General features: G+C 72.5%; 25 protein-coding genes. 12 read left to right on the top strand and 13 right to left on the bottom strand.

Going from position 1 to position 23,365, the window contains the following annotated elements; translation table 11 throughout:
• Window positions 1-7 precede the first annotated feature (7 nt).
• From ADK54_RS28290 to ADK54_RS28275, 4 genes are read left to right on the top strand one after another with little or no spacing between them, the layout of a single operon-like run.
• Entirely contained in the window at window positions 8-592 is a 585-nt protein-coding gene (locus ADK54_RS28290; protein WP_053728562.1) for a TetR/AcrR family transcriptional regulator, read from the top strand.
• A gap of 34 nt (window positions 593-626) precedes the next feature.
• On the top strand, window positions 627-1,040 hold the full coding sequence (locus ADK54_RS28285; protein WP_053728561.1) for a cupin domain-containing protein: 414 nt from the start codon (window positions 627-629) through the stop codon (window positions 1,038-1,040).
• A gap of 10 nt (window positions 1,041-1,050) precedes the next feature.
• Window positions 1,051-1,620 (top strand): DUF4865 family protein, encoded by a 570-nt coding sequence (locus tag ADK54_RS28280; protein ID WP_053728560.1) that lies wholly within the window; start codon window positions 1,051-1,053, stop codon window positions 1,618-1,620.
• Window positions 1,614-2,498, top strand: a complete 885-nt coding sequence (locus ADK54_RS28275) for a phosphotriesterase family protein (RefSeq protein WP_053728559.1) — start codon at window positions 1,614-1,616, stop codon at window positions 2,496-2,498. The genes ADK54_RS28280 and ADK54_RS28275 overlap by 7 nt, the downstream gene beginning before the upstream one ends.
• Here ADK54_RS28275 and ADK54_RS28270 read toward each other — a convergent pair.
• A complete protein-coding gene (locus ADK54_RS28270) occupies window positions 2,486-3,706 on the bottom strand; it encodes an ROK family protein (protein WP_053728558.1) in 1,221 nt (406 codons plus the stop codon). The genes ADK54_RS28275 and ADK54_RS28270 overlap by 13 nt on opposite strands.
• Before the next feature lie 397 nt (window positions 3,707-4,103).
• Here ADK54_RS28270 and ADK54_RS28265 point away from each other — a divergent pair, with 397 nt between their 5' ends.
• Entirely contained in the window at window positions 4,104-5,318 is a 1,215-nt protein-coding gene (locus tag ADK54_RS28265) for an MFS transporter (protein WP_078966695.1), read from the top strand.
• A gap of 61 nt (window positions 5,319-5,379) precedes the next feature.
• Here ADK54_RS28265 and ADK54_RS28260 read toward each other — a convergent pair whose 3' ends face one another.
• Entirely contained in the window at window positions 5,380-5,784 is a 405-nt protein-coding gene (locus ADK54_RS28260) for a MarR family winged helix-turn-helix transcriptional regulator (protein WP_053728556.1), read from the bottom strand.
• A 160-nt stretch (window positions 5,785-5,944) separates the two neighbouring features.
• Here ADK54_RS28260 and ADK54_RS28255 point away from each other — a divergent pair, with 160 nt between their 5' ends.
• Window positions 5,945-6,232, top strand: coding sequence for a DUF6332 family protein (locus ADK54_RS28255; RefSeq protein ID WP_053728555.1), 288 nt, complete (start codon window positions 5,945-5,947; stop codon window positions 6,230-6,232).
• Here the strand turns inward: ADK54_RS28255 and ADK54_RS28250 are convergent.
• From ADK54_RS28250 to ADK54_RS28240, 3 genes are all read right to left on the bottom strand, one after another.
• Window positions 6,193-6,858 (bottom strand): response regulator transcription factor, encoded by a 666-nt coding sequence (locus ADK54_RS28250; RefSeq protein ID WP_053728554.1) that lies wholly within the window; start codon window positions 6,856-6,858, stop codon window positions 6,193-6,195. The two genes, ADK54_RS28255 and ADK54_RS28250, sit on opposite strands and share 40 nt — an antisense overlap.
• Complete coding sequence (locus ADK54_RS28245; protein ID WP_078966694.1) at window positions 6,855-8,120, bottom strand: sensor histidine kinase; 1,266 nt, start codon at window positions 8,118-8,120, stop codon at window positions 6,855-6,857. The genes ADK54_RS28250 and ADK54_RS28245 overlap by 4 nt, the downstream gene beginning before the upstream one ends.
• Before the next feature lie 98 nt (window positions 8,121-8,218).
• Window positions 8,219-8,917, bottom strand: a complete 699-nt coding sequence (locus ADK54_RS28240) for a TetR/AcrR family transcriptional regulator (protein ID WP_053728552.1) — start codon at window positions 8,915-8,917, stop codon at window positions 8,219-8,221.
• Window positions 8,918-9,120: 203 nt separating this feature from the next.
• On the opposite strand from ADK54_RS28240, the gene ADK54_RS28235 reads away from it, so the two are divergent.
• Window positions 9,121-9,576 carry a nitroreductase family deazaflavin-dependent oxidoreductase gene (locus ADK54_RS28235; protein ID WP_053728551.1) on the top strand — a complete coding sequence of 152 codons (456 nt, stop codon included), beginning with the start codon at window positions 9,121-9,123 and terminating at the stop codon, window positions 9,574-9,576.
• Between the two features lie 33 nt (window positions 9,577-9,609).
• Here the strand turns inward: ADK54_RS28235 and ADK54_RS28230 are convergent, their stop codons facing one another.
• Genes ADK54_RS28230 through ADK54_RS28215 form a run of 4 tightly spaced genes read right to left on the bottom strand, consistent with a single transcriptional unit; the run spans window position 9,610 to window position 14,189 of the window.
• Window positions 9,610-10,920, bottom strand: a complete 1,311-nt coding sequence (locus ADK54_RS28230; protein ID WP_053728550.1) for an alpha-glucosidase/alpha-galactosidase — start codon at window positions 10,918-10,920, stop codon at window positions 9,610-9,612.
• An 11-nt stretch (window positions 10,921-10,931) separates the two neighbouring features.
• Window positions 10,932-11,819: a carbohydrate ABC transporter permease gene (locus ADK54_RS28225; protein WP_053728549.1), complete on the bottom strand. Its 888-nt coding sequence runs from the start codon at window positions 11,817-11,819 to the stop codon at window positions 10,932-10,934.
• Complete coding sequence (locus ADK54_RS28220; protein ID WP_053728548.1) at window positions 11,816-12,814, bottom strand: carbohydrate ABC transporter permease; 999 nt, start codon at window positions 12,812-12,814, stop codon at window positions 11,816-11,818. Before ADK54_RS28220 ends, ADK54_RS28225 begins: the two co-directional genes overlap by 4 nt.
• Window positions 12,815-12,845: 31 nt before the next feature.
• Window positions 12,846-14,189, bottom strand: a complete 1,344-nt coding sequence (locus tag ADK54_RS28215; protein WP_053728673.1) for an ABC transporter substrate-binding protein — start codon at window positions 14,187-14,189, stop codon at window positions 12,846-12,848.
• 354 nt (window positions 14,190-14,543) lie between these two features.
• Between ADK54_RS28215 and ADK54_RS28210 the strand changes: the two genes are divergently transcribed.
• Window positions 14,544-15,281, top strand: a complete 738-nt coding sequence (locus ADK54_RS28210; RefSeq protein WP_420717418.1) for a TNT domain-containing protein — start codon at window positions 14,544-14,546, stop codon at window positions 15,279-15,281.
• 40 nt (window positions 15,282-15,321) lie between these two features.
• Here the strand turns inward: ADK54_RS28210 and ADK54_RS28205 are convergent, their stop codons facing one another.
• Window positions 15,322-16,587 carry a geranylgeranyl reductase family protein gene (locus tag ADK54_RS28205; RefSeq protein WP_398878029.1) on the bottom strand — a complete coding sequence of 422 codons (1,266 nt, stop codon included), beginning with the start codon at window positions 16,585-16,587 and terminating at the stop codon, window positions 15,322-15,324.
• A gap of 177 nt (window positions 16,588-16,764) precedes the next feature.
• On the opposite strand from ADK54_RS28205, the gene ADK54_RS28200 reads away from it, so the two are divergent.
• Complete coding sequence (locus ADK54_RS28200) at window positions 16,765-18,129, top strand: dipeptidase (protein WP_053728546.1); 1,365 nt, start codon at window positions 16,765-16,767, stop codon at window positions 18,127-18,129.
• 95 nt (window positions 18,130-18,224) lie between these two features.
• Window positions 18,225-18,935 (top strand): MBL fold metallo-hydrolase, encoded by a 711-nt coding sequence (locus ADK54_RS28195; RefSeq protein WP_053728545.1) that lies wholly within the window; start codon window positions 18,225-18,227, stop codon window positions 18,933-18,935.
• On the opposite strand, the gene ADK54_RS28190 is transcribed toward ADK54_RS28195, so the two are convergent.
• Window positions 18,894-19,934 (bottom strand): NUDIX hydrolase, encoded by a 1,041-nt coding sequence (locus ADK54_RS28190; protein WP_053728544.1) that lies wholly within the window; start codon window positions 19,932-19,934, stop codon window positions 18,894-18,896. The genes ADK54_RS28195 and ADK54_RS28190 overlap by 42 nt on opposite strands.
• A 244-nt stretch (window positions 19,935-20,178) precedes the next feature.
• On the opposite strand from ADK54_RS28190, the gene ADK54_RS46875 reads away from it, so the two are divergent.
• A complete protein-coding gene (locus ADK54_RS46875) occupies window positions 20,179-20,355 on the top strand; it encodes a hypothetical protein (protein ID WP_199827044.1) in 177 nt (58 codons plus the stop codon).
• A gap of 126 nt (window positions 20,356-20,481) precedes the next feature.
• Window positions 20,482-21,198: a 2OG-Fe(II) oxygenase gene (locus ADK54_RS28185; protein ID WP_053728543.1), complete on the top strand. Its 717-nt coding sequence runs from the start codon at window positions 20,482-20,484 to the stop codon at window positions 21,196-21,198.
• Window positions 21,199-21,211: 13 nt separating this feature from the next.
• Here ADK54_RS28185 and ADK54_RS28180 read toward each other — a convergent pair whose 3' ends face one another.
• Window positions 21,212-22,135, bottom strand: coding sequence for an AAA family ATPase (locus ADK54_RS28180; RefSeq protein WP_053728542.1), 924 nt, complete (start codon window positions 22,133-22,135; stop codon window positions 21,212-21,214).
• A gap of 8 nt (window positions 22,136-22,143) precedes the next feature.
• A complete protein-coding gene (locus tag ADK54_RS28175; protein ID WP_234392230.1) occupies window positions 22,144-23,349 on the bottom strand; it encodes a T4 RnlA family RNA ligase in 1,206 nt (401 codons plus the stop codon).
• Window positions 23,350-23,365 lie beyond the last annotated feature (16 nt).

Genomic DNA, 23,365 nt, shown 5'->3' with positions numbered 1-23,365 from the left:
TACTGGTATGTACAGTGGCTTCATGAGCACTCCGGAGCGTCTGATCGAAGCCACCCGCGAGCTGCTGTGGGAGCGGGGCTACGTAGGCACCAGCCCGAAGGCGATCCAGCAGCAGGCGGGCGCGGGACAGGGCAGCATGTACCACCACTTCGCGGGCAAGCCCGATCTGGCACTCGCCGCGATCCGGCGCACCGCCGAGGAGATGCGTGCCGCCACCGAGGCCACGTTCGGGGGCGGTGGCACGGCGTACGAGCGGATCTCGGCGTACCTGCTGCGCGAGCGCGACGTGCTGCGCGGCTGCCCGGTCGGGCGCCTCACCATGGACCCCGAGATCATCGCCGGCGCCGAGCTGCGCGCGCCGGTCGACGAGACGCTCGACTGGCTGCGCGGCCGGATCGCCGAGATCGTCCAAGAGGGCCTGGACCAGGGCGAGTTCGCTGACACGCTGGTGCCGCGGGAGATCGCCGCGGCCGTGGTGGCGACCGTCCAGGGCGGCTACGTCCTGGCCCGCGCCTCCGGCTCGCCCGACGCCTTCGACGCGGGCGTGCGCGGCCTGCTCTCGCTGCTCGCCCCCGCCGCCAAAACCCAGTGACCACCGCCAACCCCCAGCGAAGGAACGGTCGTACGTGCACATCACCCGTCAGCGCCCCGACACCCGGCCCGGACCGGCCGAGCACTTCACCGGCACGGTGTGGCTGGACGAGATCGCCGCGCCCCAACCCCCGTCCCGGCTACGGATGTTCAGCGTCCACTTCGCCCCGGGTGCCCGCACCGCCTGGCACCGCCACCCGCACGGCCAGGTCCTTCACGTGACCGAGGGCGAGGGCCTGGTGCAGCGCCGGGGCGGCGGGATCGAGCCGATCCGGGCGGGCGACACGGTCTGGATCGAGCCGGACGAGTGGCACTGGCACGGCGCCGGGCCGCGCACGTTCATGACGCATCTCGCGGTCGTCGAGGCCGCCGCCGACGGCACGACCATCGAGTGGGACCGCCACGTCGGAGCCGACACGTACCCGGCCGTGACCGGCCCCGCATCCTGAGGAGTGCGCGATGCACGCCATGCAGTACGAGATCACGCTGCCCGCCGACTACGACATGGAGATCATCCGCAAGCGCGTCGCCACCCGGGGCCACCTCCTGGACGACTTCCCCGGGCTCGGCCTCAAGGCCTATCTGATGCGCGAGCGCGGGACCGAATCGCCGGTCAACTCCTATGCCCCGTTCTACCTTTGGGCCACCCCCGAGGGAATGAACTCCTTCCTTTGGGGTCCCGGTTTCCAGGGGATCGTCAACGACTTCGGGCGTCCGCGGGTGCGGCACTGGGCGGGTCTGTCGTACGCCGATGGACCCGCGTCCGGGGCCGGGCCGACCACGGCGACCAGCCTGCGCGTGCCCGTGCCGGAAGGCGTCGAACCGGCCCGGTTCGTGACGGACGAGGTGGCCCGGACGCCGGAACCCGGAGTGGTGGCGAGCGCCGTGGCCATCGACCCGAGCCGGTGGGAACTGGTGCGGTTCACGCTCTGGGAGCAGCCCGATCCACCGGCGGAAGGCGACCGGTTCCAGGTGCTTCACCTGTCGGAGCCCGGGCGTGCGGGGCTGCGGTCGGGACGGCAGTGGTGAAGGCGGCGCACACGGTGCTCGGCGAGGTGCCGGCCGACCGGCTCGGCGTCGTCGACGCGCACGACCATCTCTTCATCCGCAGCCCGCGGTTGCCGGGTCAGGAGGTCGACGACGTCGGGGACGCGGCGGCCCGACTCGCCGGGTTCGGCGCGCTCGGCGGTGGCACGGTGGTGCAGTGGACGCCGTACGGCATGGGGCGCCGCATCGCCGAACTGCCCGCCCTTTCACGGGAGTCGGGGGTGCGGATCATCGCCGCCACCGGACTGCACCAAGCCGCCCACTATTCCGGCGAGTTGCTCGATTCGGTACGCGACCGGCTGGCCGAGCTCTTCGTCGGCGAGCTGATCGAGGGCATCGGGGACACGGGCGTCCGGGCGGGCCTGATCAAGGTGGCGGGCGGCTTCCACGGGCTCGACGAGCACGCCACGCTCACGATGCGGGCGGCCGCCGAGGCGCACCACCGCACGGGCGCGCCGGTCGCCGTCCATCTGGAGCTGGGCACGGGCGCACTCGACGTACTCGACCTGCTGTGCGGGGAGCTGGAGGTGCCGCCCGGCTCGGTGATCCTCGGCCACCTCAACCGCTCCCCCGACTTCGCCGCGCACCGCCTGGCCGCCGAAGCGGGTGCCAACCTCGCCTTCGACGGGCCGTCACGGGCCAACCACGCCACCGACTGGCGGATGCCGGACGCGCTGCGGGCGCTCGCGGACGCCGGGTTCGCCGACCGGCTGCTGCTGGGCGGGGACACGGTGACCCCGGACACCCCGGGCATGCAGTATCTGCTGCGCCGGGTGCGGCCCAGGCTCGAACTCGCCCTGGGGAAAGGGGTGTTGGAGCAGATCCTCATCGCCAATCCGGCGCGGGTCTACGCCTGGTGAGTGAGCGCGCCGAGCGGGTCGTCGAGCACCGGCTGCCAGGCCAGCTCGGCCGCTCCGACCAGGCTGTTGTGGTCGAGGGAGCAGGCGAGGATCGGGACGCCGCCGCTCCGGCCCCACAGACTCCGGTCGGCCACGACGGCCCGCAGCCGGTCCGGGTCCGCCTCCAGGAGCGCCTTGTGCAGGCCGCCGAGGATGATCCGGTCGGGGTTGAGGATGTTGACGAGTCCGGCGAGGCCGAGGCCGAGCCGGTCGATGAGCCCCTCGGCGGCGTGCCGGATCGCGACGTCCGCGTACTCGTGGCGCAGCAGGGCCCGTGACTGTTCGAGGAGCGACACCTCGGGCCCGGGGGTTCGGCCCGCCGCCGTGAGGAAGGCGAGCGGGTCGGCCTCTACGTCGAGGCAGCCTCGGCTGCCGCAGTAGCAGGGGCGGCCGTCCGGGTTGACGGTGAGGTGGCCGACCTCCAGGGCCAGGCCCGAACTCCCGCTGTGCAGACGGCCGTCGAGGACGAGCGCGCCACCGACGCCGCGGTGGCCGGTGGCGACGCAGAGCAGGTGCTGAGCGCCGCGGCCCGCGCCGTGCCGGTGCTCGGCGAGGGCCGCGAGGTTGACGTCGTTGCCGGTGAAGGCGGGGCCCGTGATGCCGGCCGCCCGGACGCATTCGGCGAAGATCTCGCGCACCGGGGAGCCGGCGGGCCAGGCCAGATGCAGCGGGTTGAGCGCGGTGCCCTCCGGTTCGGCGACGGCGGAGGGCACGGCGAGGCCCGCGCCCACACAGCGGCGGCCGGTGCCCTTGAGGAGCGCCGCGCCCGCATCGACGACCTCGCCGAGGACCTGGGCCGGATCGGCCGAGACGATCACACAGCCGGGGTCGGTGGCGACGATCTCGCCGCCGAGGCCGACCAGGGCGGCCCGGTAGCCGTCGGCGTGGACCTGTGCGGCGAGCGCGACGGGCCCTGTCTCGTTGACGGCGAGCCGGTGCGAGGGGCGGCCCTGGGAGCCGGCCGCGGCGGGCCGGGAATCGACCTGGATCAGGCCGAGCGCTTCGAGCTCGGCGGCGACGGCGCCCGCGGTGGCGCGGGTGACGCCCAGTTCGGCGGTGAGCACGGCGCGGGTCGGCGCACGGCCGGTATGCACCAGTTCGAGCGCGGGTCCGAGCGCACTGCGGCCCCGCTCCAGCCTGGTCCGGGTGGTCGTCGCCTTGCCGTTCATGGGGGCGAGTCTCCCATGATCCCGGACGGAAGCGGTTCTTCCGGCAGTTGGCCGGGCCAGGGGTCCGGCGCTGCGGCCCGGTGGTCGGCTCCTGGGGCTCCGCCCCAGACCCCGTTCGCGCCTTAAGGACGCTCGTCCTCGAACTCCCCCAAGGCCTCAAGGGCCAGGGGGGACCCTCATGACGGGCTGAAGATGCCGGTGCGGACCGAGGCCGGTGCTGCCAGGGGCGCGGGGAACTGCGCGAGCAACCACGCACGGCCCGCGGCCGAATGCGGGTTTTAAGGGGCGCGGGAAACTGCGCGACCAGCCATCCACGGCCCGCAGCCGAAGCCCCCGGGCGGGGCCCCGCCGCCCCCAACCGGTTGATGCGCCACCCCATCGCCCCTATCCTGACTTTGTGCCGCTACTAAACAAAGTCCGGACGGCCGCTCCGGGGGGACCTGGCGAAAACACCGCCGCATCCTCCCTGCCCCGCCTCCGCTCCGCCCTGACCGTGTTCTTCGCCCTCGACGGCTTCCTCTTCGCCGGCTGGGTGGTCCGCATCCCCGCGATCAAGCAGCAGACCGGGGCCTCCGCGGGCGAGCTGGGGCTCGCCCTGCTCGGCGTCTCGGCCGGGGCGGTGGTGACGATGGTGCTCACCGGCCGGCTCTGCCGCCGGTTCGGCAGCCACCCGGTCACCGTCGTCTGCGGCGCGCTGATGGCGCTGGCCATCGCGCTGCCGCCGCAGACCCACTCGGCACTCGCGCTCGGCCTGGTGCTGCTGGTGTTCGGCGCCGCGTACGGCGGCATCAACGTGGCGATGAACAGCGCGGCCGTGGACCTGGTCGCGGCGCTGCGCCGCCCGGTGATGCCGAGCTTTCACGCGGCGTTCAGCCTCGGCGGGATGGTCGGCGCGGGCGTCGGCGCGCTGGTCGCATCGAGCCTCTCCCCCACCTCGCACCTGCTGGCCCTGACCGGGGTCGGCCTCGTGGTGACCGCACTCGCGGGCCGGGTGCTGCTTCACCATCCGGCGCCGGTGCACGCGAGCACACCCCACGCCCAGGGGCGCCGGCTCGACGGGCGGGCCCGGCGCCTCGTGCTGCTCTTCGGCGTGATCGCGCTCTGCACGGCGTACGGCGAGGGCGCGATGGCGGACTGGGGCGCGCTGCACCTGGAGCAGGACCTGGACGCGGCGCCCGGTGTCGCGGCCGTGGGCTACTCACTGTTCGCGCTGGCCATGACGGCCGGGCGGCTCTCGGGCACCGCGCTGCTCGAACGGCTCGGCCAGACCCGCACGCTGGTCGCGGGCGGGCTCACGGCCAGTGCCGGGATGCTGCTCGGCGCGCTCGCCCCGACGGTCTGGCTCGCCCTTGCCGGCTTCGCCGTGATGGGCCTGGGCCTCGCCAACATCTTCCCGGTCGCCGTCGCACGGGCGGGTGCGCTCGCCGGGCCCGGCGGGGTGGCCGCGGCCTCCACGCTCGGCTACGGCGGCATGCTGCTCGGGCCGCCCGCGATCGGGCTGCTGGCCGAGTGGGCGTCGCTGCCGGTCGCCCTGACCACGGTCGCGGTCCTGGCGGCGGGCGCCGCGCTGATCGGCTACACCGCACGGCACGCGACGGCGTCCCAGGCCTGAAAGGATCGCTCAACTCACGGCTGCGGCAAGGGAGTTCACCGCAGCGGCGCGCTTCAGGCGCCTACCGCTCGGCCCGGTCCCCGAGCATCCGGGAGAGCACCGCGCGCTGGAGCGGCAGCACCTCGGCGTGACGGGACCGGCCGGACGCGGTGATCGCCACGCTCACCCCGCGCCGGTCCTCGCTGCACATCCCCCGCGCGACCAGGCCGTCCTTCTCCAGACGGCCGATGAGGCGGGACAGCGCGCTCTGGCTGAGGTGGATCCGCGAGGCCAGCTCCTGCACGCGGAACGCGCGGCACGGGTCGCCCTCGCACCCCTCGGCCAGGACGTCGAGGACCTCGAAGTCGCTCGCACCGAGCCCGTACACATGGAGCTCGCGGTCGAGTTCGCACGTGGTGCGCGCATGGAGCGCGAGGAGCTCCCGCCATTGCGCCACGAGCAGGCGCTCGGTCTTCTCAGCTGCCATGGCGGCACCGTAGCAGAGCCGGACGTTTTTGTTGCAACGGCATTAAATGCACCCGCATTCAATGCACGCGCAGGTAGTGTGCGCCGTGCAAGCATCGGGGGGAGGGACGGCCGGAGGGCGATGGTTGCCCACCGGCCGTCCCTGCTGTGAGACTTCGCGCATGGGGACACGGAGCCGGGCCGAGCGGGACGCCATCACGATCGAGATCGGATACGCGCTGTTCAGCGCCCTGTTCGCGGCCGGCGTGGTGTTCGGCGCGATCGGCGGCTCCGGCTACGCCCTCGAACTCCCGCACCCCCTGCGGCGGGTGCTGCTGCTCATCGGCGGCGGCTGCGCCCTCATCGTCTTCGTCTGGCGGACCGTGCACGTGCTGTGGCGCTTTCCGTACGGGGCCGACCGGGGCCCGCGTCAGCCCAGCCAGCCCGGGCGCACCAGACCCGACTCGTAGGCGAGGACCACCAGTTGGGCCCGGTCGCGGGCGCCGAGCTTCACCATCGCCCGGCTGACGTGGGTCTTCGCGGTGAGCGGGCTGACGACGAGGCGGCGGGCGATCTCGTCGTTGGAGAGGCCGATGCCGACCAGCGCCATCACCTCCCGCTCCCGCTCGGTGAGTTCGGCCAGGGTGTCGGCCGCGGCCGGCTCCTTGGAGCGCGCGGCGAACTCGGCGATCAGCCGCCGGGTCACCCCGGGCGAGAGCAGGGCGTCGCCGTCGACCACGGCCCGGACCGCGCGCAGCAGTTCCTCCGGCTCGGTGTCCTTCACGAGGAAGCCGGAGGCACCGGCGCGGATCGCCTCGAAGACGTACTCGTCGAGCTCGAAGGTGGTGAGCATGACCACCTTCACCGCGGCCAGGTCCGGGTCGGACGTGATCCGGCGGGTGGCGGCGAGGCCGTCGAGCCGGGGCATCCGGATGTCCATCAGGACGATGTCCGGCCGCAGTTGGCGCACCAGGCCCAGCGCCTCCTCGCCGTCGGCGGCCTCCCCCACCACCTCGATGTCGCCCTGGGCGTCGAGCAGCGCCCGGAACCCCGCCCTCACCAGGAGCTGGTCGTCGGCAAGCAGTACGCGGATCAAGGGGTCTCCTTCGGGTGGGCGGCCAGCGGAAGCCGGGCGGTCACGCGGAAGCCGCCGGCCGGGACCGGTCCCGCGTCGATCGTGCCACCGAGCGCGGCGGCCCGCTCCCGCATGCCGATCAGGCCGTTGCCGCTGCCGCCCGCGTCGCCGCCGCCGGACGGCGGTCCCCCGTCGTCGATGCGCAGCACCAGGGCGCCGGGTTCGTAGCCGACCGCGACCCGTGCGGTGCGCGCTGCCGAGTGGCGTACAACGTTGGTGAGGGCCTCCTGCACGATGCGGAAGGCGGCCAGGTCGGTGCCGGGCGGCAGCGCCTCGGGCCCGCCGGTCGTCGTGGTCTGGACGGTGAGTCCGGCGCTCGCGGCCTGCTCGACGAGTTCGGGGAGCCGGTCCAGGCCCGGGGCCGGGGAGCGCGGGGCCTCCCCCGGCGCGCGCAGCGTCTCCAGGACCTGGCGCACCTCGCCGAGCGCTTCCTTGCTCGCGGACTTGATGGTGGTCAGCGCGGTGCGAGCCTGCTCGGGGTCGGAGTCGAGCAGCGCGAGGCCGACGCCGGCCTGGACGTTGATGACGGAGATGCTGTGGGCGAGCACGTCGTGCAGTTCGCGGGCGATGCGCAGCCGCTCCTCGTCGGCCCGCCGTTTCGCCGCGGCGGCCCGCCCGGCCCGCTCCCTGGCCCACTGCTCCCTCCGTCCGCGTACGAGCTCGGCGACTGCGATGATGGCCACCGCCCAGGCGGCGACGCCCACTTCCTGGCTCCAGGGCGCGGCGGTGTCGCCCGCCGGGGGCAGCCAGCGGTAGAGCCAGTGCGCGACGAGCAGGTGCCCGAGCCAGAGCATGGCGATCGCGCCCCACGCCTGGCGGCGGCATCCGGCGACGACCGCGGTGAAGCAGCCGACCATGACGGGCAGGAAGACCGGTCCGTAGGGATATCCGGCGCCCAGGTAGACCATGGCGGCCGCCGAGGCGGCGAAGACCGCGACGACGGGGTGGCGCAGGCGGATCAGGAGCACCGCGCAACTGGCCACGAGGAGTACGTGGGCGAAGGAGTCGAGCGGGGCCCGGCCTGCCTGGGAGTGTTCGGCGAAGTGGGATCCGACCAGGACGAACACGGTGAGCGCGGCCGTCGACGGCCACGGCAGCCGGGCGCTGGGCCGGTCCTCGCCGTCGGGCCCCCGCACCCAGCGCCGCACGAACGGAGGCGGCCCCTCCTGGTGCCGGGGTGGGCCGCCGCGGCCGGTGGCGCGCGGTGACTGCTGCTCTTCCATACCGGCCACGCTAGACCGGGGGCGGCGGCCGGGGCGTCAGCCGGGCGAGGTGATCACACGTACTCCGCAGGGAGTACCGGGCGCGCGGAAGCGCTGGGCTACCCGGGGAGCACCAGGCCCACCGAACGGGCCAGCTGCTCGGCGGCGTGCGTGAAGAACGGCTCGCGGTCCTCGACGACCCGGTGGAACTGGCCGAACACCTCGAACGAGACCAGGCCGAACAGCTGCGACCAGGCGGCGACCAGCGCGACGGCCACCGCGGGGGGCAGGTCGGGGACGAAGTCGGCGGCCATCCGCTCGGCCTCGGCGCGCACGGGCGCGGCGAGCGGCGGCGGGGCGATGCCCTTGCCCTGGTGGGCGTCCCGGGCGATGGAGATGAGGACGAGCCCGACCCGGGCGGCAGGCCCGATCGTCGCCTCGGGCGCGGTGTAGCCGGGGACGGGCGAACCGTAGATCAGGGCGTACTCGTGGGGGTGGGCCAGCGCCCAGGTGCGCACCGCGCGGCAGACGGCGGTCCAGCGCGTCGCGGGCGACGCCGCGGCGCGCTGCTCGGCGAGGGCGTGCTCTGCGGCTTCGCCCACGGCGTCGTAGGCGTCGACGATGAGGGCGGTCAGCAGGTCGTCCCGGCTGGGGAAGTACCGGTAGAGGGCCGAGGAGACCATGCCCAGCTCGCGGGCGACGGCACGGAGCGAGAGCTTCGTCGCGCCGTCGGCGGCCAACTGCTTTCTGGCCTCGTCCTTGATGGCCTCGGTGACTTCGATACGTGCCCGTGCGCGGGCTCCCTGGACGGTGCTCATGGCTTCAGTCTGCCAGTTCGGAGAGCAGTGGCCAAGAACGCGACTGCCGCACTGAAATCGGAGCAGTGAACATTTTTGAGAGCACTGCTCTTGATTTGGAGCGGCGCTTCGGTGCACACTGCTCACGAACGAGAGCACCGCTCTCGACCAGGATTGGCGCGCCACTCGCCTACCGGCCCACTCACCCCCAGGGGAGACACACCATGTCCGCATCCGCACACGTCCAGAAGCCCGGCTGGTTCACGGTCAACGTCCTCAACCGGTCCGTCGCCTGGCTGACCCGGCGCGGGCTGAGCGTCTGGGGCTCCCGGGTCCTCGCGGTCCGCGGCCGCAAGAGCGGCGAGTGGCGGCGCACCCCGGTCAACCTGATGACCTTCGAGGGAGAGCAGTACCTGGTGGCTCCGCGCGGGCACGTCCAGTGGACGCACAACATGCGGGCGGCCGGCGGCGGCGAGCTGCACCTGGGCAAGAAGGCCGAGGCGTTCACCGCGGTCGAGGTCCCCGACGACGACAAGCCCGCCCTGCTGCGCGCCTACCTCAAGCGCTGGAAGGCCGAGGTCGGCGTCTTCTTCAACGGCGTCGGCCCCGACTCCAGCGACGAGGAGCTCCGCCGGATCGCCCCCGACCACCCCGTCTTCCGCGTCACGATGACCCGGTGACCCCGCTCGGCACCTCAGGCCCCCGTCCGGGGCTCAGTGTCCGAGCACCGACCTCAACTCCGGTTGCAGCAGCGGCTCATGGGCCCGTACGAGATCGTCGCAGAGGTCCCAGATCCGCTCGACGGGCAGCGTCGCCGCCGTCGCCGGGTCGCACATCGCGGCGTGCCGGATGTGGCGCGGCTCGCCGAGCACGGCGGCCCGTACCACGAGGTCGGTCACCGAGACGTAGGCGCGGTTGAGCGCCGCGCACTGCGGCGGCAGCGCGCCGATCCTGGTGGGCTGCACCCCCAACGCGTCGACCAGGCAAGGGACTTCGACGACCGAGTCGGCGGGCAGGTCGTCGATCAGACCGTGGTTGGGGACGTTGCCGTAGACGGTGCGCGGGGTGCCGGTGACGATGCTGTGGATGATCTGCGGGGCGTACTCCATGGTCCCCTCCACCGGCAGCGGCCGCCCCGAGGCGAGCGCGTCGCGGGTGCGGGCGTAGGTGGCGAGGTTCTCCTCGACGATGTCGAGGTAGACGCCGACCGGCAGGCGCAGCCGGTCGACCTCCGCGTCGTGGTGCAGATACCAGGGCACGTACTCCGAGGAGTGCTCGCTGGTCTCGGTCGGATAGTGGCCGAGCCTGCGGTACATGTCGACGCGTACCCGGCGCAGCAGTTCGGGGTCCTTGGCGATGGCCTCGTCGAGGAGGGGATACAGGTCCTGGCCGGCGCGTTCGAAACGCAGCACCCAGGACTGGTGGTTGACCCCGGCGGCGAGGTAGGAGACCTCCTCGAAGGGCGTGCCGATCAGCTCGGACAGGTCGTGCATCGTCCAGTACACGGAGTGGCACAGGCCGACGGCCCGCAGCGCGGGGGCCACCCTGTGCAGGTAGAGCAGGTTCATGGCCATCGGGTTGGTGTAGTTCAACAGGTGGGCGTCCGGGCAGAGTTCGGCCATGTCGGCGGCGAGCGAGCGCAGCAGCGGGAAGGTGCGCAGGGCGCGGAAGATGCCGCCGATGCCGAGGGTGTCGCCGATGGTCTGGCGCAGCCCGTAGCGGGCGGGGATCTCGAAGTCGGTGCGGGTGGCCCGGTTCATGCCGATCTGGACGGTGTTGATGACGAAGTCGGCGCCGTCGAGCGCCGCGCGCCGCTCCGGGTGGGCGCTGACGAGCGGCGCCGCGCCCAGCTCGGCCGCGATGTGGCGGGCCGCCGCCTCGCTGGTGGCCAGACGTCCGGGGTCGATGTCGTGGAGCGCGATGCGGGCGCGGGCGAACTCGGGGAAGGCGAACAGGTCGGCGAGCAGCCCCTGGGTGAATTCCACGCTGCCGGCGCCGATGAAGGCGATCTTGGTCTCGGTCATGGCGTGCTCCCTCACCCCTTCAGCCCGCTCGACGTCAACGACTGGATGAAGGTCTTCTGCGCGAACAGGAACGCGAGGAGGACCGGCAGGACCGTGACGACGTTGCCCGCCATCACCGCGGACCACTTGGTGTGGTGCTGGCCCTGGAAGGTGGTCAGGCCCAGTTGCAGGGTGTAGTGCGCGTCGTGGTTGATGGCGATGAGCGGCCACGAGAGGTCGTTCCAGGTGGCGAGGAAGGTGAGGACGGCGACCGTGGCCAGTGCCGGGCGGGCCAGCGGCGCCACGATCGAGACGAGCACCCGCAGCCGCGAGCACCCGTCGATCCAGGCCGCCTCCTCCAGCTCCCTGGGCAGGGACAGGAAGAACTGCCGGAACAGGAACACCGCGAACGGCGTGACCAGGGACGGCACGATCAGGGCGCCGAGCGTGTCGATGAGCCCGAGCCACTTCATCACCAGGAACGTCGGGATCATGGTCAGCTGGAACGGCACCGCCATCGTCGCGAGCATCAGCCCGAGCAGCAGCCGCGACCCGGCGAACCGCATCCGTGCGAAGGCGTAGCCGCCGAGCGCCCCGAGCACCAGGTTCGAGGCGACGGCCACGAACGCGACGATGCACGAGTTCAGGAACCAGCGCGGGAACATCGCGTTGCCCAGGACGTAGCGGTACCCGCCGAGGTGGATGCCGTGCGGCCACAGCGCGGGCGGGAACCGGTTGATCTCCGCGTCGCTCATCACGGAGCTGAGGATCAGCCACACCAGGGGCAGCGCGAAGCCGATCGAGAGCGGGGCGAGGAGCAGGTGCCAGGGGCTGAACGGCAGCCGGCGGCGCCGGGAGGTGCGGCTGGCGGGGGCGCTGACGGAGGCGGCCGCCCCCTGGGTCATCGTGGGCGCGGTCATCGGCCCGCTCCTTCCGGTTGGGCAACACCCGTTCCCCGTACGGGAGTTGCTCCCGTACGTTCCCGGTGGCGCCGGTACAGGCGCAGCACGACGGCCGCCGCCACCAGGCCGACCGCGAGGACATAGGCAGCGGCGGCGCCGTATCCGGCGGTGAAGTTCTGGAAGGCCTGCTCCCAGACGAAGTACACGATGACGGTGGTGGCGCCGAGGGGGCCGCCCTTGGTGGTGACGTACACGAGGTCGAAGACCTGGAGGGCGATGATGAACTGCCACAGGAGCAGGAACACCGTGACCGGGGTCAGCGAGGGCAGGGTGACGTGGCGCAGCACCTGGGCCCGGTTCGCCCCGTCGAGACGGGCCGATTCGACGAGTTCGGCGGGTACGTCCTGGAGGGCGGCGAGGTAGACGATGACGCAGAAGCCGATGCCGCTCCACAGCGAGATGAGCAGCAGGACGTAGAGCGCCTGGCCCGGGTCGGAGAGGAAGCCCTGCGGGGAGACGCCGAGGTGGTGCAGGAGCGCGTTGGCCACGCCGAACTCGGGGTCGAAGATGAACGAGAACAGCACGCCCTGAGCGGTGGCGGAGACCACGAACGGGATGAAGACCAGCGTGCGGTAGAGCCCGACGAGCCGGATGCGCCGGTTCAGGGCGAGGGCGAGCGCCAGCCCGCCGGCCAGGCTGAGCGGTACGTAGACGCCCGCGTAGATCAGGGTGTTCTTCACGGCGGTACGGAACGCCGGGTCCTTGCTGAGGGCGTGGTAGTTGTCGAGCCCCACCCAGCGGCCCGGCGTGACCAGGTCGTCCGCGCGGAAGGAGAGCAGCAGCGACCACAGCAGGGGTACGACGCTGAGCCCGAGGATCACCAGGACGGCCGGGCTGATGAAGGCCCAGGCGGTGGCGGTCTCGCCGCGCGCCCGGCGGCGCCTGGCGGCGCGGGCGGCCGGGGTCGGGTCGAGCGTGAGCGGGCGGGGAGTCCGCGGCCCAGTACTTCTCATCTCTCGGACCCTTCTGGTCACGGGGTCGGCTTCAGCGCGGGATCAGCAGGGCGGCGTCGGCCTTCTCGACGCACTGGCGCATGGCCTTGTCCGGGGAGGAACGCCCCAGCAGGATCGCCACGACGGCCTCGCCGAACGCCTGCGAGATCTGCGGGTAGGCCGGGTGCACGGGCCGCACCCGCGCCGACTCCAGGGCCTTGGTGAACACCGGCAGCCCGACGGTCTTCGCGGAGTGGTCGGCCCAGGCGGGCAGGCGTGCGCTCTCCACACTGAGCGGCAGGCTGCCCGCTCCCATGTCCCATTTGACGTCCTGGTCGGGCGCGATGAGCCACTGGACGAATTCGACGGCGGCCTTCGAGCGTGCGGAGCCGTTGTCGAATACGGTCCAGGTGTCGGGGCCCGAGATGGTGATCGGCCGACCGCTGAACGAGGGTAGCGGCACCACCGCGTAGTCCACCTTCGCGGTGATGATGTCCGCCAGCGTCCAGGGGCCGCCCATCACCATGCCCATGCGTCCGGACAGGAAGACCTGGTACATCTGGGCGCTGCCCGGCTTGGGGTCTATGTAGACGCTCTTGCCCGCGACGAGCGAGGCGATGGTCTCCAGGGCCCGGCGGCCCTGGTCGGCGAAGCCGATGCTCTTGCCGCCCGGCCCGATGATCTCCCCGCCGAGGTCCCACACCATCGGCCACAGCCGCCAGGTGGTGTCCTCGTCGCCGACGCCGGGCCAGCCGGTGCCGAAGACGCCCTTGGAGGCGTCGGTGAGTTTGTGGGCGGTGTCGATGAACTCGGCCCATTTCCAGCCGGGTTGGGGCAGCTCAAGCCCTGCCCGCCGGAACAGGGTCTTGTTGCACACGACGGCCATGGAGTCGACCAACGAGGGCGCGGCGCGCACCTTGCCGTTGACGGTGACCGCGTCCCGCAGCGAGGGCCAGTAGTCGGTCCATGGCACGGGTCCGCCGCGCAGGGCCGTGGTGAGGTCGACGACGCGGGGGCTGCGGGCGATGCTCGCGATGTCCGAGCCGAAGACGTAGGCGATGTCCGGGTACGAGCCCGAGGCGAGCGCGGCCGTCACCTTCTGCAGCATCACGTCGGAGGTGGCCCCGCCGCCCGTGTCGACGTGGATCTTGGCGTGGGTGCGGTTGAACTCCGCGACCAGGGCTTCGATCGCCTTCTTCGAGGTGTCGGTCTGGCCGTGCCAGAGCTCGACGGTCACCGTCCCGTCGGGGGCGACGCCCTCGGCGGAGCCGCAGGCCGCGAGGGCCGGTGCGGCGACGGCGGCCACCGCGCAGCCCGCCGAGGCCCTCAGCAGCGCGCGGCGGTCCGGCGCTCTGTGGGACGAAGGGGCGGTGGAGTGATCCGGGCCGGCGGGCATGATCCGCTCCATCCCTCGCGGGTACGTCCCCGCCTCGGACCCGGGGTCGGATCCTGGCGACTCGGGCCGGTCCTGGGACCCCGGTCGGGGGACCTTGTCGGCTGGGCGCACCTCTCGCGGTGCCGGACCAAGCCGCGGTCCGGGCCACTGGCTGGATGAAAGCGCCTTCTGCCGCCGGGCGTCAAGAGCCCGGAGCCGTGTCGTTGGGGTGCTCCACCGGATGGGGTCGCGGGGGCTGCCCGCAACGGTCCCGATCCGGCCCCCGACCGGCCGCTATTCGGCCGAACTTGCGACCGGGGACCCACAAGTCACTTTCTTCCCAGTAGATGTGATGACTCATCATCTCTGAGGAGGATCTCGGTGAAACCCCTGCGCAGACTGCGCGTTCTCGTCGGGACGGCGTTCGCGGCCCTGGCCGCCACAGCGCTGATAGGCACCGGCACCGCGCAGGCGGCCACGGACGGCGGCACGGCGCCGGTCACTCCTGCGGCCCAGCATCCGGCCGCGTGCTCCGGCACGTACCAGGGCGACGAGCGGCTCGGCCCGCAGAACCTGCCCCGCCCGTGGAACGGACCGGTGGGGCCGCTGGTCCTCGGCTACCACCGCACCGGGCACCTCACCCCGGGGACGTTCCTCGCCACGTTCTGGGACACGACCGCCGGGTCCTGGAAGTACCCGCCCAATGACGGCTTCGCCAACCGCGCCGACGGCACCCCGGACAAGCACGCGGTCGCGCTGCGCGTCGGCGAGGACCTGGACCGGTTCGGTTCGGAGTACGGCTCGTTCCTCGCCCCGGCGGGGGCCCGCTACAGCGAGCGGGCGCTCCCCCCGCAGAGCCTGATCACCCGTGAGGCGGCCTACCCGTGCGCCTATCACTCGTACGAGGTCGTGAAGTCGTTCACCGTGTGGCAGGGCCGGATCGCGCCCTGGTTCGACCAGCCCGGCGGCGGTCGGCAGATCAAGCTGGACCCGGCGTTCGTCGACCCGGGGCAGGGCCAGTCCCTCAACGTCAAGTGGCTGCTCGACCACGGCTACCTGAAGGCCGAGACCAACCCGGCGGCCGCGGCGAGCGCGCTCGCGGGCGTCGGCTGAGCCGGGCGGGCCGGGGCTGGTCGGCCCCGGCCCGGGCCGGTCAGCGGTCGACGGCGTCCAGGGCGCGGCGGGCCATCGGGTGCGAGCGCACCAGACCGGCCAGCGTGGTGGCACCGCGGGTGATGTCGGCGAAGGCCTTCCACGCGGGCCGGAATCCGGTGATCGCGGCGTGCAGCAGCAGCGGGCGCTTCTCGAAGAGGGTGAGCATGCGGCGGCCCACCCCCATCTCGACGCCGAGGCCGGCCTTGATGGCGAACGCGTAGTTCAGGGCCTGGCGGCGGGCGTCGACGGCGTCCTGCGACTCTGCGATGCGCACCGCCCATTCGCCGGCGAGGCGGCCGGAGCGGAGGGCGAAGGAGATGCCCTCCCGCGTCCACGGCTCAAGCAGACCCGCCGCGTCGCCACAGACCAGGACGCGGCCGCGGGACAGCGGCGAATCGTCGCTGCGGCAGCGCGTCAAGTGCCCGGAGGAGACGGCCGGTTCGAAGCCCGCCAGGCCCAGCCGGGCGATGAAGTCCTCCAGGTAGCGCTTGGTGGCGGCGCCTTCGCCGCGCGCCGAGATCACGCCGACGGTCAGCGTGTCGCCCTTGGGGAAGACCCAGCCGTAACTGCCGGGCATCGGGCCCCAGTCGATGAGCACCCGCCCGGCCCAGTCCTCGGCGACGCTCGGCGGCACCGGAATCTCGGCTTCGAGACCCAGGTCGACCTGCTCGGTCTTCACTCCGACGTGTGCCCCTATGCGGCTGGCGCTGCCGTCGGCGCCGACGACGGCGCGGGCCAGCACGGTCTCCCCGTCGGAGAGGACCACGGCGACGGTGCGCCGGTCGGGCACGGCCGAGCCGTGCTGCTCGACCTTGGAGACGGTGACGCCGGTACGGATGATGGCGCCCTCCTTCTCGGCGACCGCGACCAGGCCCGCGTCGAACTCCGGCCGGTTGATCAGGCCGAACAGCATGTTCTTGGAGCGGCGGGTGCGGGTCAGCTTCCCGTTGAGCGAGAAGGTGACCGCGTGCACCCGGTCCTGGAGCGGCAGTTCGAAGCCGGGTGGCAGGGCGTCGCGCGAGGGGCCGATGATGCCGCCGCCGCACGTCTTGTAGCGGGGCAGTTCGGCCTTCTCCAGGAGCAGCACCTTGCGCCCCGCGGCCGCCGCCGCGTACGCGGCCGAGGCTCCCGCGGGGCCCGCGCCGACCACGACGACATCCCAGACGGGCCCCGCACCCGGTCCGGTCACCGATTCGGCGGCGGGCTCGCCCTGGTGCTCTTCCAGCGGTCCGTCCGTCCCGGCGTCTGCGTTCTCGCTGCTCACGATGTGCCTTTGCTCCCCGTCCGACCAGTGGCCCCTGTTGACGACCGCATCCTACGGGGCAGTAGCCCCGCCCTCCTGTCCTGGCCCGCTGTGGGAGGATCGGCCATATCTTCGCCGTACACACACGTGCACCTGCGTATCTGTACATACAACGTCGCACCCACGAGGAGCGTGCCCATGACCGCCAATCCGATCGCCGAGACCATCGCCTCACTGATGCCCCGCGCCAAGACGGAGCTCACGGAGCTGGTCGCGTTCCAATCGGTGGCGGACGAGGCGGTGGCGCCGAAGAGCGAGTGCGAGGCCGCGGCGAACTGGGTGGCCGACGCGCTGCGCACCGAGGGCTTCCAGGACGTGGCCCTGCTCGACACCCCGGACGGTTCGCAGTCGGTGTACGGGCTGCTGCCCGGCCCGGTCGGCGCGCCGACGGTGCTCCTCTACGCGCACTACGACGTGCAGCCCAAGCTGGACGAGTCCGCGTGGGTGACCCCGCCGTTCGAGCTGACCGAGCGCGACGGCCGCTGGTACGGGCGCGGCGCCGCGGACTGCAAGGGCGGGTTCATCATGCACCTGCTCGCGCTGCGCGCCCTCAAGGCGAACGGCGGCGTGCCCGTCTCCGTCAAGGTGATCGTGGAGGGCTCGGAGGAGCAGGGCACCGGCGGCCTCGAACAGTACGCCGAGGCGCACCCCGAGCTGCTCACCGCCGACGCGATCGTCATCGGTGACACGGGCAACTTCCGGGTCGGCCTGCCCACGGTGACGGCGACGCTGCGCGGCATGACCATGATCCGCGTGCAGATCGACACCCTTGAGGGCAACCTGCACTCGGGTCAGTTCGGCGGCGCCGCCCCGGACGCGCTGGCCGCGCTGATCCGCGTACTGGACTCGCTGCGGGACGAGCACGGCCAGACCGTGATCGAGGGCCTCGCCGCGGACTCCGCGTGGGACGGTCTGCAGTACCCGGAGGCGGAGTTCCGCCAGGACGCCAAGGTCCTCGACGGGGTGGCGCTGCCCGGCACCGGCACCGTCGCCGACCGCATCTGGGCCCGCCCGGCCGTCACGGTCATCGGCATCGACTGCCACCCGGTGGCCGGCGCGACGCCGTCCATCCCGGCGACCGCCCGCGCGCAGATCAGCCTGCGGGTGCCGCCCGGCCAGGACGCGGCCGAGGCGACCAAGCTGCTCTACGCGCACATCGAGAAGCACGTCCCGTGGAACGCCCGGGTCGGCTTCGAGCAGGTCGGCCAGGGCCAGCCGTTCCGCGCGGACATCAACAGCCCGGCGTACACCTCGATGGCCGAGGCGATGGCGGTGGCCTACCCGGGCGAGGAGATGCAGTCCTCGGGCATGGGCGGCTCGATCCCGCTCTGCAACACCCTGGCGGCGCTCTACCCGCAGGCCGAGATCCTGCTGATCGGCCTCAGCGACCCCGAGGCGCAGATCCACGCGGTGAACGAGAGCGTGTCGCCCCAGGAACTGGAGCGCCTGTCGGTCGCCGAGGCGCACTTCCTGGTCAACTACGCCGAGTCCAAGCGGAGTTGAGCCCGCACGGGCGGCCGAGGGGTTAAGCGCTCGGCGGACATCGCCCAGAGCGTAGATCCATGCGGCGAGCGGCGTCACCGACGTACGTTCGCCGCATGGATCTGGTTGAAGTCCTCCCCCGGCTGCACATGTTCCGCTTCCCCGTCGGCCAGGCGTATCTGTGGCGCGACGACGACGGGCTCACGCTCGTCGACGCGGGCGATCTGAACGCCGCGGCGCCCATCGAGGGGGCGATCCGCGGGCTCGGGCTCGACCCGGCCGCGATCCGCCGCATCGTGATCACGCACTGCCACCGCGACCACTTCGGCGCGGCCGGCGAGCTCGCCGAGCGGTACGGCGCCGAGGTGATCGCGCACCACCTCGACGCCCCGGTGATCAGGGGCGAGGCTGCGATGACCGAGCCGGTGCTCCTGGACTGGGAAGTTCCGCTGTACGAGCGCGGGCTGACGCTTCCGGAGGCACCGCCGACCCGGGTGGACCGCGAGGTCGGCGACGGGGACGCGCTGGCCTTCGGGGACGGCGCGGTGGTCGTGCACTCCCCCGGCCACACCGACGGTTCCCTGTCGGTCCATCTGCCGCGCCACGGCGTGCTGTTCACGGGTGACAGCGTGGCCGGCGTCGGCCAGGTGATGGTGGGTGTCATGAACACCGACCGGGAGCGGGCGCTCGCCTCGTTCCGCCGCCTCGCCGGTCTCGGCGCGGACACCGTCTGTTTCGGGCACGGCGACCCGCTGACCGAGAACGCGGCGGCGGTCATGAAGGCCTCAGCCGACCGGGACTCCGGCCTCCAGGTTGAGCACGGTTGACCGCTCCCTCGCCCGCAGCGCCCAGCGCAGCCGCTCGAAGCGGGCGGGCGGCAGCAGGTGCGCGGCCTCCTGCTCGCTGACGAAGCGCCAGCCGCGCAGTTCGGCGCCGGGCAGCAGCACCTGCCCGGCCCGCGCGCTGTCGAGCCGGCCGCCGTCGAAGAGCATCCGCAAGCCGCCGAACCCGGGGGGCCTGGGCGGTTCCCAGTCGACCACCAACAGCCTCGGTACGCGGTCGAGCCGGACGCCGAGTTCCTCCTCGACCTCGCGGACGCCGGCCCTGGCCGGGGCCTCGCCGCGCTCGACGACGCCGCCGGGGAACTCCCAGCCGGGTTTGTAGGTGGGGTCGACCAGGAGCACCCGGTCCTGGTCGTCGAAGAGCAGCACCCCGGCGGCGAGCGTCTCGGCGGTGGGCTCGGGGGTCTGCACGATCTCGCACGCGCGGGCCGCTCCGGAGCGGACCGCGTCGGCTATTCGCTCGGCGCTCTCGCGCGGGGTGAGCGCGCTGTTGTCGACGGGGTGCGCGTCGGCGGCGATCCAGCCGAGCGCGCGCCGGAAGGGCTCGATGTGCTCGTACGCCCACTTGCGGACGCGCTGCTCGTCGGCCTCGGGGTCGTCGGGGAACTCCACCCGGGCCGCGATGCGCGCCCGCAGGATCGTTTCCTCCTGGGTGAGGACCACATGGCGTACGGGGATGCGGCGGGCCGCGAGCCCACCGAAGATCTCGTCCCGGTACTCCTGCCTCAGCAGGGTCATCGGCACCACGAGCACGCCGCCGACCTCGGCGTGCAGCGCGGCCGCGCCGTCCACCACCAGGCGCCGCCAGATCGGCAGGTCCTGGTAGTCGGTCACCTGGTCGAGCATCTTCTGCGGCAGCAGGTGCCGCAGTGCCCCGCCGATCACCTCGGGGTCGTAGAACGTGCTGTTCGGGATCAGGTCGATCAGCTCGCGCGCGGTGCTGGTCTTGCCCGCGCCGAACGCACCGTTGACCCACACAATCACGGTTCCCCCTCTTCGGTAGCCCCCAGTGGACTGCCCGCAACACCCTGCCACGGAAACCCGCGCCCCGGCTGTGGCCCTCCTTGATCGCATACCCAACTGTGGCCGGGCTGTTGCCTGCCGGGCGCGACCTTCGGGCCCCGCCCGGCGTCTTGGTGTACGAGCACCGGCCACGGGGGCCCGTAACGCCGACGGCGCGGACGTCGTTGTGCGGGTGCCAAAAGAGACGACAAGGGGGTGCGACGAAATGCGTCGTACGGTACTGGAACGATTTCCCGCGGGCGGGCCGCGCGGCCACTGGCCGGCCGAGGAGTTCGCACGCGACCGCAGGAACGAAGGGCTCGCGGCCGAGGTCGTGATGGACCTGGAGAGCGACGCCTTCCTGGTCGTCGTCACCCGCCCCGTGCCGGAACCGGTCGGCTGACGCGGCTGAGCCCGCGCTCAGCGCGACGTCCGGATTCCGCCGGTCGGCGCGGACCGACGGCGCGACCCTCGATGGTGAACAACGGTCCGGGTACGAGCCCGGTACCCCGCACATCGGAGGGTCCCCATGTCCAGCACCCGCACGGCCGACCGCGTGAGCGCGGGCGACTGGCCGAGGATCGTCGAGGAGCTCGACGCATACGGCTGCGCGCCGACCCACCGCCTGCTCACCGCGGCCCAGTGCCGGTCACTGGCCGAGGCGTACGACCAGGCCACCCGGTTCCGGGCGACGGTCGACATGGCGCGCTACCGCTTCGGATCGGGGCAGTACCGCTACTTCGCCGAGCCGCTGCCGGACCTCGTCCGAGAACTGCGGGCGGCCTTCTATCCGTTGCTGCTGCCCATCGCGCGCGACTGGGCGGCGAGGCTGGGGCGGCCGGCTCCGTGGCCGGACACCCTTGAGGAGTGGCTGGCCCGGTGTCAAGAGGCAGGGCAGGCCAAATATGCGCAGATCCTGCTGCGTTACGGGCCCGGCGACTGGAACGCCCTGCACCGCGACGTGTTCGGCGAGGCCGTCTTCCCGCTCCAGGTCGTCGTCGCTCTGGACGCGCCCGGCGCCGATTACACCGGCGGCGAGTTCCTGCTTGTGGAGCAGCGGCCGCGGGCCCAGTCCAGGGGCACCGCGACCCTGATTCCGCAGGGCCACGGGCTGGTCTTCACCACCCGGGACCGGCCGGTGGCCTCCCGGCGCGGCTGGTCGGCGGCGCCGGTGCGGCACGGCGTCAGCACCGTACGCAGCGGACACCGCCGCACCCTCGGCCTCGTCTTCCACGACGCGGCCTGAGGCATGAACTCGCTCAGAAATCCCCGTAGTTGACCTGCCAGGTGGGCAGGCCCATGCGGCGCCAGACGGCGACGACCCGGTCCCGGTCGTCGAGACTCACGCGGACGTTGAACCGGTGACGGACGTGCGCGTCGAAGAGCTCGGCCTTCACCAGGTCGTCGCGCCGCCCGTCACCGGCCGGCCGCATCCACAGCTCGTCGTACGGCACGTCGTGCGCGGCGAGCCAGGCCTGGGTCTGCGGCCGGAACTCCTCGCCCCGGCCCGAGAGCAGCACGACCTTGTCCCCGTGCGCCTGCCGGAAGCCGGTCAGCGCGTCGCGGACGGACCCGTTGAGGCCGTCCTGCTCGCAGCGCGTGAAGTCGTACGGGTTGCGGTTGAGGTTGATGGCCAGCGTGCCGTCGATGTCGCACATCACGGCGCTGGGCAGGGTCTCGTCCGGGGTGTAGGGCTCGACCTCGGCGAGGACGACGGTGTCGTTCAGCCAGGCGTCGGTGAGCCGCCAGCCGTTGCGTACGGCCTTGGCGTGCTTGTCGGCGAGCAGGCGGATGATGTCCTCGCCGACCGGGTTGGCGCGGGCCGCGTCGCGCCGCAGGCACTCCTCGACGGGCACGTCCGTGAAGTCGTGCACGACGAACCGGGCCCGGCCCGCAACGGCGGCCTTGAGGCGCTTGGGGATGTTCGGGGTCAGGTGCGTGTTGTCGACGACCACGTCGAACCCGGCGGCGATCGTCTCGCGCACGGCCGCGTCCTGGACCGCGAGGACGGTCTGCTCGGCGGTGTACGCCCGCTCCCGTCCCTCGCCCGCGTTGTCGAACATGCCGCGCAGGTCGTCGAGGTTGACGCGGCGGCACTGGCCGTCGGAGTCCGCCACGAGCTTGCGGGCGGCGGTGGTCTTGCCGGAGGCGGGCAGTCCGGTCATGACGTGCACGGTGGGCATGGAAAACTTCAGCTTTCTTCGTCGTTCGTGAACGGGTCGGCGGCCGTCGGCTTGACGCTCCGCCAGATCATGAGGTCGATGCCGCGGCCGTCGAGCAGTTGGAACACGGCCGCGCGTACGGTGCGGTCCTGGATCTGCTGGGCGGCGCGGGCGAACGCGCCCCGGTCCTCGGCGAGTCGGGCGATCTCGCCGAACCGTTCGGCGGCGAGGCGGGCCAGTTCGGCGGCCTGCCCGTCCAGGCGCGCCGTCACACTCCGCACCCAGGCGTCGAACTCGTCGGGGACCTGCTGAAGCATAGCTTCCAGCGGATCGGCGCCGTCCGCGGTGAGCTCCTCGATCTCGCCGGGCGCGCAGCCGAGCGCCTGGGCGACCCGCTTGGGGTCCTCGCCGGCGAACCGGCGGATGCCGAGGAAGCGCCAGATGTCCCGCTCGGTGATGCCGGTGAGCACCTTGTGCAGCCGTACGTACTCGCTGATCTTGGCCTTGACCCGGAGGCCGGAGGCGTACCGCAGGACGTAGCCCTCGGCGTCCGTGCCGGTTGCCTCGCGGCCGTCGGCGTGCACGTTGGACTCGGCGCGCGTCAGGAGTTCGGCGAGTGGCATCGCGGGCCACGTGCGCGTCACCGAGCCTATGGACGCCCAGTCCTCGGCGGCCCGGGACAGACCGATCTCCTCGCCCGTCGCGTCGTACGCGGCGAGGAGCACGAGGTCCCGGCGGCCGCCGTAGTCGACGACGATCCGGTTCTCGGGGTAGAGGATCTCCGCGAGGTAGGTGACGCCGGGCCGCAGCGCCGTCGTGTCCCGCCCCTCCAGCCAGGCGGTCGCCCAGGCGGCCTGTTCGGAGGTGAACGAGCCCCGGGAGGCGACCTGCCAGCGGCCCTCGTAGTGGAAGGCGATGCCGAGCGAGCCGTCGACCTTGTCGTACACCTCGAACGGCTCGTCGGGCAGCGGCGGCGCGTAGGGACGGCCGTGGGCGTGCTCGCCCACGTTGAAGAACTTGGGCAGGCAGTGCGCGACGACCGTCCCGCTCACGTCGTCGACCACGAGTCCGCGGCAGCGCGTGGTCACCTCGTCCCACGCCTGCTCGTACTGACACGCCCTCGTGTACGAGAGGATCGACAGAGGCAGTTCGGGGTGCGCCTTGCGGACGACGTGGCCGGCGTCGATGGCGGCGGCCAGGCCTGCGGGCGGGACGATACGGTCGAGGTCGATCACTGCTTGCTCCAGGGAA

This window comes from Streptomyces sp. WM6378, assembly GCF_001279695.1.
In the GTDB taxonomy this organism is placed as follows: Bacteria; Actinomycetota; Actinomycetes; order Streptomycetales; family Streptomycetaceae; genus Streptomyces.
This window is presented reverse-complemented; position numbering and strand designations above follow the sequence as displayed.

What these genes read in the sequence shown, in the direction of transcription:
- ADK54_RS28290 (WP_053728562.1), top strand. Translation starts at nt 8, where the DNA reads ATGTACAGTGGCTTCATGAGCACTCCGGAGCGTCTGATCGAAGCCACC.
- ADK54_RS28280 (WP_053728560.1), top strand. Translation starts at nt 1,051, where the DNA reads ATGCACGCCATGCAGTACGAGATCACGCTGCCCGCCGACTACGACATG.
- ADK54_RS28270 (WP_053728558.1), bottom strand. Translation starts at nt 3,706, where the DNA reads ATGAACGGCAAGGCGACGACCACCCGGACCAGGCTGGAGCGGGGCCGC.
- ADK54_RS28260 (WP_053728556.1), bottom strand. Translation starts at nt 5,784, where the DNA reads ATGGCAGCTGAGAAGACCGAGCGCCTGCTCGTGGCGCAATGGCGGGAG.
- ADK54_RS28255 (WP_053728555.1), top strand. Translation starts at nt 5,945, where the DNA reads ATGGGGACACGGAGCCGGGCCGAGCGGGACGCCATCACGATCGAGATC.
- ADK54_RS28245 (WP_078966694.1), bottom strand. Translation starts at nt 8,120, where the DNA reads ATGGAAGAGCAGCAGTCACCGCGCGCCACCGGCCGCGGCGGCCCACCC.
- ADK54_RS28240 (WP_053728552.1), bottom strand. Translation starts at nt 8,917, where the DNA reads ATGAGCACCGTCCAGGGAGCCCGCGCACGGGCACGTATCGAAGTCACC.
- ADK54_RS28235 (WP_053728551.1), top strand. Translation starts at nt 9,121, where the DNA reads ATGTCCGCATCCGCACACGTCCAGAAGCCCGGCTGGTTCACGGTCAAC.
- ADK54_RS28230 (WP_053728550.1), bottom strand. Translation starts at nt 10,920, where the DNA reads ATGACCGAGACCAAGATCGCCTTCATCGGCGCCGGCAGCGTGGAATTC.
- ADK54_RS28225 (WP_053728549.1), bottom strand. Translation starts at nt 11,819, where the DNA reads ATGACCGCGCCCACGATGACCCAGGGGGCGGCCGCCTCCGTCAGCGCC.
- ADK54_RS28220 (WP_053728548.1), bottom strand. Translation starts at nt 12,814, where the DNA reads ATGAGAAGTACTGGGCCGCGGACTCCCCGCCCGCTCACGCTCGACCCG.
- ADK54_RS28215 (WP_053728673.1), bottom strand. Translation starts at nt 14,189, where the DNA reads ATGCCCGCCGGCCCGGATCACTCCACCGCCCCTTCGTCCCACAGAGCG.
- ADK54_RS28200 (WP_053728546.1), top strand. Translation starts at nt 16,765, where the DNA reads ATGACCGCCAATCCGATCGCCGAGACCATCGCCTCACTGATGCCCCGC.
- ADK54_RS28195 (WP_053728545.1), top strand. Translation starts at nt 18,225, where the DNA reads ATGGATCTGGTTGAAGTCCTCCCCCGGCTGCACATGTTCCGCTTCCCC.
- ADK54_RS46875 (WP_199827044.1), top strand. Translation starts at nt 20,179, where the DNA reads ATGCGTCGTACGGTACTGGAACGATTTCCCGCGGGCGGGCCGCGCGGC.
- ADK54_RS28185 (WP_053728543.1), top strand. Translation starts at nt 20,482, where the DNA reads ATGTCCAGCACCCGCACGGCCGACCGCGTGAGCGCGGGCGACTGGCCG.
- ADK54_RS28180 (WP_053728542.1), bottom strand. Translation starts at nt 22,135, where the DNA reads ATGCCCACCGTGCACGTCATGACCGGACTGCCCGCCTCCGGCAAGACC.